Genomic DNA, 9,298 nt, shown 5'->3' with positions numbered 1-9,298 from the left:
GCCTTTTTAAAAATGGCGATGTCGCCCTCCTTCTGCCCGCGGTGGCGCGGCCGCGCGGAGAGCTTGCGATAGCCCATGGTCCGCAGCTCATGGCCTAGCGCTTGCTTGCTGATCGATATCTCGAACTCGTCCCATAGCCATTGCGCCAGATTGATGATCCGCCAGCGCACCACACCGTGGACGGCAGGGATCGGCCCTGCATCGATAATCTCTGCCAGCGCGCGACGATGACAGTCATCGAGAATGGTGCTCGGACCTGGGGCCTTGCGCGTCGCCAGTCCTGATATCCCCGCCTCGTTGAAGCGCAGAACCCAGTCCCGGACGATCTGCAACGTCACGCCCGCAATCCGGGCAGCTTCGCTCCGACTGCTGCCATCAAGGATGGCTGCCAGCGCCAAAAGCCGCCGGACTTGCCCGGCATCCTTGCTGGTCCGGGCAAAGGCACGAAGCTCGTCAGAACTCAAATCTCCACAGACCTTGATCGGCGCCGCCATCGCAAACCTCCAACAGTTTGCCATGGTGAATCACCAATCCGCCCCCAACGATACCCCCCGTGAGTCAGATTCCACAGGCTTTGGTATAAGTAGCTGATATCATGGTTCTTGGCTGGGGCTTTTTCTCTTTGCCTACCAGTTCGAAACTGACTTCTCCGCTCAATTTCATCGAGTTGAGCAGGTCTTTTGTATGGGTCAGTCGCATAGGGCATTCTTCCATCACTGCTGTTGCAAGGCGCTGAAAGCTCAACGTGCCTTGCGCCAACTGGTTCAGAACCGTTGCGCGCGCTCGTCGCTTCACGCCGTCTGAGCCGATCCCATGTGCTGCTTGCAGCATCGCGCTTTCATCCGCTCGGGTGAAGAGGCCCATCTGACCAGTATTCGATTCTGCAATGGCACTGCGTGTCTGAAATTCGGCAAGCTCGACTTTACTATGAACGTCGCGGAACACTTCGACGCCCTTCGATGAATGCGTACCTAGCAAAAGTCGCATTTTTATCCGCTCTTGACGAGGCTTCAAAATTGGCATGTGGGGTAAATATGTCGCCGCTCCGAAACCTTTAATTTTTTTCCGGAGCAAGTGAAGTACCCGTTCTTCGTTGCTCCATTGCGAAGGCAGCGCGTCAAAATCTTTCTTCCAATCTGGATCAGCAAGAAAACGTCCAAAAGAGGCCGATACTTGGTCATACTCTGCATGTCGATTCACGTGTTCAGACATGAAGTTTATGAGAAATTCGCCGTTCATTTTTTTTAGGTAGTCTAGAACGGGCTCAGAACGGATATTCCATCCGGTTGGATCTATGAATGTGAATGTAAATCCATCGTTGCAAACAAATGCTATCTGTTCTAAATTATCTTCGAACGGCCCTTCGAAAACATGAATTATAAATTCACTATTCTTAAGCGCATACTCCCGCAGCCGCGCGACCGCTTCAGGGCGACGTTCGCAAAAGCAGAAGCGAATTTTCAGACCAAAAACGCCTCGCGTTTCAAGGTCTGATTTAACCGCATCCAAGGTTCGAAGCGCTTGGTTGAAGGACGCGTCTGAGAAATTTTCATCAGAAACTTGCCATGGGCCAGCAAAAGCATCAACGAAGTTAAATGTCGCTGACCTGCCCTGAAGCGTTTTGTACGCAGCAGCTTGAAGGTATTGCGTCAGAAACTCATGCTTGATGAACGATTGCTCGCGGCCCTCGTACCTTTCAATTTGCGCCCCCAACACCGTTTCCTCATGCTTGAAGTGAAGCCATAATTTCGTCCGGCACTACCTGCCACGGAAACCCGTTCCATTCCTCTCCGTCGAGTAGGCGACCGCCCGATTTTGGACGCGCCCCGCCCCACTGCTTGAAGAAAAACGCCACATTGTCGCGAGAGCAAAGCTGCCTTATCTCTGTAGCCCACGCGCCGTCCATTTGGCGCGCGCTGGGACCACTCTCACCCCCGACAATTGCCCAAGCTATGCCCTCAAGATTTATGTCTCCAATAGGGCCTAGAAGTGGCTCGAACGAAATAAAGCGCGCTTCTGAATTGATCTGCTTAAGATGAGCAATGCGTGACGCGCGCTCAGCATCTTCTACCGATACGCCCAGCCATATATGACGAGGCACGGGGCCAGAATTGTAACGCCTCTTTACGTAGTCGCGCATGAGCGAGCTTCGTTTCGTAAGGACTTGGAACACGTGCCAATTTGCATCTTCCATCGCGTCGAAAACACGATCGATGTGCGAGCGGTTTACATCTTTATGAAATAAGTCACTCATGGAGTTGACGAATATCATGCGGGGCTTCTTCCACGCGGCGGGCTGCCCTAAGCGGGAAGGCCAAAGCCGCAAGTCAAATCCTTGCTCATAAGGGTGGCCGGGAATGCCCCGCCAGCGCTCGGCAAAGCGCTCAGCGTAACAGTTGTCGCAGCCCGGACCGATCTTTGTACAACCAGTTACCGGGTTCCATGTCGCGTCCGTCCACTCGATGTCTGACTGCTGTGCCACGGTTCCTCCAAGTTTCCATATAATCGTAATCGATTAGCAATGGAATCCGTCGTGTCGTTCAGATGCCTTGTGTTGCCATAAGGACTCACCCCTTTCCTACACCCCCACTCCCGGCATACCCTCCCACCCAAGCGTCGGCCCTGCGCGTCTCTCTCCCGCATAGCCCTTCGCCCCGCCAGCCCCTCGGCGTCACCGCCTGAGGGGGAGGGCAGGGGCCTCGGACGCTCTGCGCGGGGAAAGATGGCGGGTGACGGCGCTTTGCGGCGCTTTTGCCGCTTGCCGGGAGCCCCGCGCCCATGATCCGCACCTTCGAGCTCTCAGCCACCCCGCTCCCGCCCGGCGATCCGAACGCCAGGCTCCCCGTCGCGCCGACCGATCTGCGCGATCCCGGGGGGCGGGGGTTTGTCGCGCAATGGCTCGGCCATGTGGAGGCAGGGCGGATCGGGGGGAGTCTTGGTTCGCCTGCCGGTTCAGCCTGCGGCTGTGCTTCGCATCCGCAACAGGGGGCGGGGCGTCCCCCGGTCGACGAAGCGGCGCGCGCCATCGTGCTCGCCAATGAGCGGCTCCTTCTCGGGCGGCAGCGCACGGTGATTGATTGAGGGGACGGGTGGGCCGGCCGAACGGTCGCTGGCCCACGCCTGGCCCCGATACCCGCCCCGGCCTCCGCGCCGGGGGTGAACGGGAGGGGGACGACTGAACTCCCCTGCCGCTTGCCCCCGGCCTGCGCCGCGGCGGGTATCGGGACCGGGGGTGGGAGCAAGGGCCGGAACGCCCGCAAAACCCCCCGCTCCGCCGTCCAAGGCGTTGAGCCGGAACGAAAACACCCGAAAACCAGACCCCCGCCAGCCCCTCCTCGGGTGGGCCTTGCCGCGTCTTGAGTCCGCCTAGACCCGGCCCAGACCCCCCTTAGACCCCCTCCAGACCCCCGCTTGCAGGCGCCTTCCGGGCGCCTCGGCGCCGCGCGAGGAGGCTCACCGCGGCAAAGGTGAGGGCCCCGGCGGCGATCATCCACAGGAACGCCCCCGGCACCCCGAGGGCCCAGTCGAGGACCGCCAGCACCGCGATCTGGACGAGGATCGCCGCCGCCGCCGCCACCGGGGCGCGGGTCCATCCGGCGAGCCCCGCGACGATCGGCACCGCCAGCACTGCGGCGATCGCGCCGGCGTCAAGCACAAGGTTGCGCAAGCTCTCCCCCTGCATCGCCAGCCACGCCGCGACCGCCGCCGCACCGACCGTCGCTGCCCGGGCGGCGCGCAGCAGCTGGCGGGGAGACGCGTTGCGATTCAGGCGCTTGTAGCCGCTCTCGGTCATCACTGCCGAGACCGCGAGCAGCGCGGAATCGACCGAGGAGAGGATCGCCGAGACCAGCGCTCCGGTGAAGACGATCATCAGCCAATCGGGGAACAGCGCCGCGGCAAGGCTGGGGAGATAGGCCTCGTCCGCACCGAGCGTCACGCCGAGCCGGGGGGCGAGCTGCGGCCCGAACAGCCCGAGCGCGACCGGCACGAGCCCCGCTGCAAGGTAGATCCCCGCCGCCCACAACGCCCCGGCCCGCGCCACCTCGGGGGACCGCGCACCGAGCGTGCGGGCGAGCGCTTCCTGGCTGACCATCGTGCCGGCGATGGGGATCAGCCAGAGCTCGGCATGGTCAACCCAGCTCTCGCCCGGAGTTGAGAGATTCCACACACTTGGCGGCGCCGCGGCCCACATCGCCGCCATGCCTCCCGAGGCTTCGACCATAAGGGCGAACAGCACAAGGATCGCGAAGATGATGATCGCCCCCTGGACGATGTCGGTGATCACATCCCCGGCAAGCCCGCCGAACATGGTGTAGGTCATCACCAGCAACGTCGCCCCGATCAGCGCGAGGGTAAAGTCGATGCCCGCAGCGCCCGCGATAATCGTGGCGAAGGCGAAGAGCTGCGCGGCGGACCACGTGGTGGCCGAGACCGCGATCACGCAGGCCGCCAGCGTCTCGGCGCCCGGCCCGAAGCGGGCGCGCAGGAAATCGGCGATGGTGATGAACCCGCCGCTCCGCAGCCGGTGCGCGAAGAACAGCGCGATGGCGAGGATGCCGATGGCATAGGCGAAGGGCTCGGTCCGCGCGCCCGCGAGCCCGTCGCGCGCGACCTCGCCGGACGTGGCGATCAGGCTTTCCGAGGCGAACCACGTGGCGAACAGGCTCATCGCCACCGCGAAGGTGCCGAGCGAGCGGCCGGCGACGAGGTAATCGGCATCGGACCTGGCCCCGCGCCCTGCCCATATCGCGAGCGCGATCTGGGCAGCGACATAGGCAAGAACGAGCACGAGCGTGATGGCGTGGTTCCCCGGGCGGTCCTGCCGAAAGCCCCTTGCGGCACCGGACTGCTCGGCCCATCGTCTAGCGTCCGGGGCGCGCGCTGTGCAAGGGGAGGGTGCGCATCCCGGGACAGATCGGCTGCGTAGCTTGGTGCGACGGGCGACCCCCAAGGAGCACAGACCCATGCTGTTCAACCCCGCTTTCTCGCCCCGCCTGCTGGCCGCCCCGCTCGCGCTGGCGCTGCTGGCCGCCCCGGCCGGCGCCGACGTTCTCAATTCCGGCCTCGAAATCGAGCCCGGACAATTCTTCGAGCTGGGCGGCGGGCAGAAGGGCGGCTTCACCGTCACCGGCCGCAACACCGGGCCTTCGGCGGTGGTGGTTTACGTGATGGCGGACGGCCCGGACGCAAACCTTGTCGAGCGCGGTACCGTAGCGCCGGGCGCGAGCGTCGATGCGACGTTCGGGCCGGGCGACATGGCGGTGCTGCGCAACACATCGACGATGGAAACGGCGCGGCTTAAGCTGAAGATCGCCGGCGACATCTCGACCCTGGGAATGACCTATTCGCCCGATCCCGCCGCCAAGCGCAGGCTCAATCCTCGATAAGTTCGAGTTCGACGGTGCCGGAGCCGCGGGCGACGAGGCCGAGCTCTTCGGCGGCGGCGCGGCTCAGGTCCAAGATCCGTCCCGCATGGAACGGCCCGCGATCGTTGATGCGCACCACCACGCTCTTCCCGCTGGCGACGCTGGTGACGCGCACGCGGCTACCGAAGGGCAGGGTGCGGTGCGCGGCGGTCATCTCGTCATTGTCGAAGCGCTCACCGCTGGCGGTGCGGCGGCCATCGAACTTCGCGGCATAGTAGGACGCGCTCCCGCGGCCGAGCACGGTCGCCTCGGGGCGGGAGGGCGCCGCTTCGTCGACCGGTGCAGCCGCGCTGACTTGGGGGGTGGGCGCGATGGGAACCAGCTCGACAACTGCGGCGCTGGTGGCGGCGCGTTCGAGAGCGGGGTTCGACGGCGCGTCCGAGGCGATCGCGGTGGAGGCTCCGATAGGCGCCAAGGCGACCAGCGCGGCCAGCGTGGCCGCTTTCAGGGTGCGCGGGCCGAAACTGGAGGTAGCAAGGCCGTGGGTGGGATACGCCGTCCGCATGGTGGAGGGCGGATAGGCCGGCCTGCTCAAGAAAGGCAAACCAGGTTAGCAATCCGTCGATGCAGGACTTCCGCTCGGGAGCGAGCCGTGCGTCAAATGAGGTGAACCGTTGGAACGGCTGAGCGCTGTGCGCGTGCGTTGCTGGCCTTCTGCGCCAGCGAATCGGCTTGAGAAGGTCGTGCGCGCGGGCCGGGAGGGCACGATGTGGGTGAGGCGCCCCCGGGCCGGGCGGGCATAATGCAAATGGGGCCGGCATTGCTGCCGACCCCACTCTCACCGGCGTGTGGATGATCCGACACCAGCGGGATGTCCGGCGAACCTTCGATCCTGCATCCGTCGGGCCATGCTTTCGCGCCCGATGTCTAGCCTCCTGCCGGCCAGTCTCGCGACGGGTTGGCAGGAGATTTGTCACCGGCGCTCGCGCCGGCATCCGGCTTCAAGCTCCTGCGGTGTTGCGTCTGCCGCCTGACCATGAGTCCGCGCGCTTTCGCCGCCACAACAAGGGCTTTTCCGCCGAGACCGCGTCCCTTTACCGGACTCCCGTACCGCGGTGTGGGGCTTGCGCCGTTCCGCTGCACGCTTGTCCGGCCAGGTTCTTGGCCTGTCCGGTGCCACCGCGTCGCTCCGATCCTTCAATTGAGCCGACTTGCCTTTGGCCGAAGCCTCCTGCATGCCCTCTCCAGATCGGCGCGTGGACAGATGTCACCGCCATCCTTGGGATGAAAACCCCGGAAGAAACAGAGCCTTGCGGCCTTCCCTTCCGGATGCTTCGTGTCCCGAAGACAGGTTCAAAGTGCGCCTGAATCGGCGACCCGACAATATTTTCGGCAGCCACTTTTCCACTCGGCCCAGTTTAGGCTGTGGACACGAGTGGATAACTCAACGGTTCGTCGCACGGTTTGCGAGGCGCGCAATTTTCGAGCGCCCGGCTGTCATCAAGTTGTCAGTTTAGGAGTAACGCGCCGCCGCGACGAGCGCCGCGACTCGCTTTTCCACCATTCGAGCGCGCATCAGGCATCGCGGTTGCGGCGCGACAGGAGGCGCAGGCGCAGGCCGTTCAGTTTGATGAAGCCCTCGGCATCCTTCTGGTCATATGCCCCCGCATCGTCCTCGAAGGTCACGTGGGCTTCCGAATAGAGCGAGTAGGGCGACTTGCGGCCCACGACGCTCGCCAGCCCCTTGTAGAGCTTCAGCCGCACCGTGCCCGTCACCTTGTCCTGCGAATGATCGATCGCGGCTTGAAGCATCTCGCGCTCCGGCGAGAACCAGAAGCCGTTGTAGATGAGCTCGGCATAGCGCGGCATCAGCTCGTCCTTGAGATGTGCCGCGCCGCGATCCAAAGTGATCTGCTCGATCCCGCGGTGCGCGCGGGCGTAGATTTCGCCGCCGGGGGTCTCATACATCCCGCGGCTCTTCATGCCCACGAAGCGGTTCTCGACCAGATCCAGGCGCCCGATGCCGTGCTTGCGGCCGAGGTCGTTCAGGGCAGCGAGCAGTGTGGCGGGGCTCATCGCCTCGCCGTTGAGGGCAACGCCATCCCCCTTCTCGAAGTCCACCGTGATGTATTCCGGCTGGTCGGGCGCGTCCTCGGGGTCGACCGTGCGGCTGTAGACATAGTCGGGCGTTTCCTCCCACGGGTCCTCGAGCACCTTGCCCTCGGACGAGGTGTGGAGAAGGTTCGCGTCGGTCGAGAACGGGCTGTCGCCGCGCTTGTCCTTGGGCACCTCGATCTGGTGCGCCTCGGCCCAGGCGATCAGCGCGGTGCGGCTGGTCAGGTCCCATTCGCGCCACGGGGCGATCACCTTGATGTCCGGGTCGAGCGCATAGGCGGAAAGCTCGAAGCGCACCTGATCATTGCCCTTGCCGGTCGCGCCGTGGGCGATGAAGTCGGCGCCGGTCTGGTGCGCGATCTCAACGAGGCGCTTGGAGATCAGCGGCCGGGCGATCGAGGTGCCGAGCAGGTAGTCGCCCTCGTAGCGGGCATTGGCGCGCATCATCGGGAAGACGAAATCGCGCACGAATTCCTCGCGCAGGTCCTCGATGAAGATATGTTCGTCGGGAATGCCCATGGCGCGGGCCTTGGCGCGGGCGGGTTCGATCTCCTCGCCTTGGCCGAGGTCCGCGGTGAAGGTCACGACTTCCAGCCCGCGCTCGACGCTCAGCCACTTGGCGATGACGCTGGTATCGAGACCGCCCGAATAGGCGAGGACGACTTTCTGGGGCTGGGCCATGGGAGAGGTTCCTTGGGAGACGATTGCGCGGGCCCCTAACAGCGAGGAGAGGGCGGGGCAATCGGGCTTTCGACCGGGCTTCGGCGTGGCAATTGCAACGTCATGAGATCATGATCGATTGTGCGCGACTTGCGCGGCCGATGGGTGTACAAGCGGGGCGGGATCCTCATCGATGGAGTCCCGCGTCATGTCCCGAACCTCGATCCTCGCTCTTGCGGCCGTGCCGTTCCTCGCCGCTGCCGCCCCCGCTGTCGCGCATGAAATCCTGCACGCGGCGCACGAGGGCCATGTTCACGCCAAGGGCTGCGGCCACCAGGCGATCGAGCACGAGGGGCACGTCGACTATCTGCACGACGGTCACCTTCACCACGGCCACGGCGGCCATGTCGACGAGCACGCGATCGCGGTGAGCGATGCGAATCCCGATGCGGAGGAGCTGGTGAAGAGGGTGTCAGGCGAGCCGCATCCGCACGGTCATGCGGGCGAGGAGCACATGATGGTGCAGCACGGGGACCACATGGATTTCGTCCATGACGGACACCTCCACCACCAGCACGGAGACCACACGGACGATCACGGCGCGGTGAAGCTCATCAGGGCTTGACCGCAAGGGGGAGCGTCGACCGCGGCCTCCCCCCTTTCGGGCATTCGCTGATGGACGGTCGCGCTCCCGCCCGGGGGCTCTATCCCAGCACGCCGCGCTTCCCGAGCCGGCGAGCGAGCCACAGGAGGCCCGCCGCGACCGTGACCACGAAGCTGAGCACCACGACCTGCGGCGCGCCGAAGGCGGCAAAAACACCGTAGATTGCGTCTCCCGCCCAGAGCGCGGCGTAGGCGACGAGCGAGATCGCGAGCACAGCTACGCTCGCCTTGCGGGCCGCAAGCAGCAACACGCTGCCGATCGAGCTGCCGATGGTGCCGAGCGCGAAGGCGACCGCCATCCAGGCCGGAAGGCCCGCATAGAGCTGCGCCTGTCCGGGAGTCATCCCGTTCGCGATCAGCCCCGCCTCGTCATTGAAGGTCTGCACAACGAATTGGAAGGCGCCGAACAGGCTCCACAACAGGCCGAGCCCAGCGGCGATGCGAGCGGCGAGCGGGTGGGGGGTAGCAAGCGGAGAGGCGGTGGTGGTCATGCA

At 64.4% G+C, this 9,298-nt stretch carries 10 protein-coding genes; 3 read left to right on the top strand and 7 right to left on the bottom strand.

The window, feature by feature from the left end; translation table 11 throughout:
- The 3 genes from OPU67_RS05715 to OPU67_RS05705 form a co-directional block, all read right to left on the bottom strand.
- Positions 1 to 494: helix-turn-helix domain-containing protein (locus OPU67_RS05715; protein WP_267618249.1), on the bottom strand; the 494-nt coding region annotated here is incomplete at its 3' end.
- A 64-nt stretch (positions 495 to 558) separates the two neighbouring features.
- Positions 559 to 1,713, bottom strand: a complete 1,155-nt coding sequence (gene tcmP / locus OPU67_RS05710) for a three-Cys-motif partner protein TcmP (protein WP_267618248.1) — start codon at positions 1,711 to 1,713, stop codon at positions 559 to 561.
- A gap of 10 nt (positions 1,714 to 1,723) precedes the next feature.
- Complete coding sequence (locus OPU67_RS05705; RefSeq protein ID WP_267618247.1) at positions 1,724 to 2,482, bottom strand: DUF5131 family protein; 759 nt, start codon at positions 2,480 to 2,482, stop codon at positions 1,724 to 1,726.
- A 296-nt stretch (positions 2,483 to 2,778) separates the two neighbouring features.
- Here OPU67_RS05705 and OPU67_RS05700 point away from each other — a divergent pair, with 296 nt between their 5' ends.
- A complete protein-coding gene (locus OPU67_RS05700; RefSeq protein WP_267618246.1) occupies positions 2,779 to 3,081 on the top strand; it encodes a hypothetical protein in 303 nt (100 codons plus the stop codon).
- A gap of 307 nt (positions 3,082 to 3,388) precedes the next feature.
- Here OPU67_RS05700 and OPU67_RS05695 read toward each other — a convergent pair whose 3' ends face one another.
- Positions 3,389 to 4,789, bottom strand: coding sequence for a sodium:solute symporter family transporter (locus OPU67_RS05695; RefSeq protein ID WP_267618245.1), 1,401 nt, complete (start codon positions 4,787 to 4,789; stop codon positions 3,389 to 3,391).
- A gap of 175 nt (positions 4,790 to 4,964) precedes the next feature.
- Between OPU67_RS05695 and OPU67_RS05690 the strand changes: the two genes are divergently transcribed.
- A complete protein-coding gene (locus tag OPU67_RS05690; RefSeq protein WP_267618244.1) occupies positions 4,965 to 5,387 on the top strand; it encodes a hypothetical protein in 423 nt (140 codons plus the stop codon).
- Here OPU67_RS05690 and OPU67_RS05685 read toward each other — a convergent pair.
- On the bottom strand, positions 5,374 to 5,931 hold the full coding sequence (locus OPU67_RS05685; RefSeq protein WP_267618242.1) for a septal ring lytic transglycosylase RlpA family protein: 558 nt from the start codon (positions 5,929 to 5,931) through the stop codon (positions 5,374 to 5,376). The genes OPU67_RS05690 and OPU67_RS05685 overlap by 14 nt on opposite strands.
- A gap of 1,010 nt (positions 5,932 to 6,941) precedes the next feature.
- A complete protein-coding gene (locus OPU67_RS05680; RefSeq protein ID WP_267618241.1) occupies positions 6,942 to 8,162 on the bottom strand; it encodes an argininosuccinate synthase in 1,221 nt (406 codons plus the stop codon).
- Positions 8,163 to 8,349: 187 nt separating this feature from the next.
- Here OPU67_RS05680 and OPU67_RS05675 point away from each other — a divergent pair, with 187 nt between their 5' ends.
- A complete protein-coding gene (locus tag OPU67_RS05675) occupies positions 8,350 to 8,766 on the top strand; it encodes a hypothetical protein (RefSeq protein WP_267618240.1) in 417 nt (138 codons plus the stop codon).
- 79 nt (positions 8,767 to 8,845) lie between these two features.
- Here the strand turns inward: OPU67_RS05675 and OPU67_RS05670 are convergent, their stop codons facing one another.
- Positions 8,846 to 9,295, bottom strand: a complete 450-nt coding sequence (locus OPU67_RS05670) for a hypothetical protein (protein ID WP_267618239.1) — start codon at positions 9,293 to 9,295, stop codon at positions 8,846 to 8,848.
- Positions 9,296 to 9,298: the final 3 nt, after the last annotated feature.

The organism is Erythrobacter sp. WG, from assembly GCF_026586795.1.
Classification (GTDB): Bacteria; Pseudomonadota; Alphaproteobacteria; order Sphingomonadales; family Sphingomonadaceae; genus Erythrobacter.
Note: the sequence above shows the minus strand (reverse complement) of the source record. Positions and strands in the feature narration are given on the sequence as shown.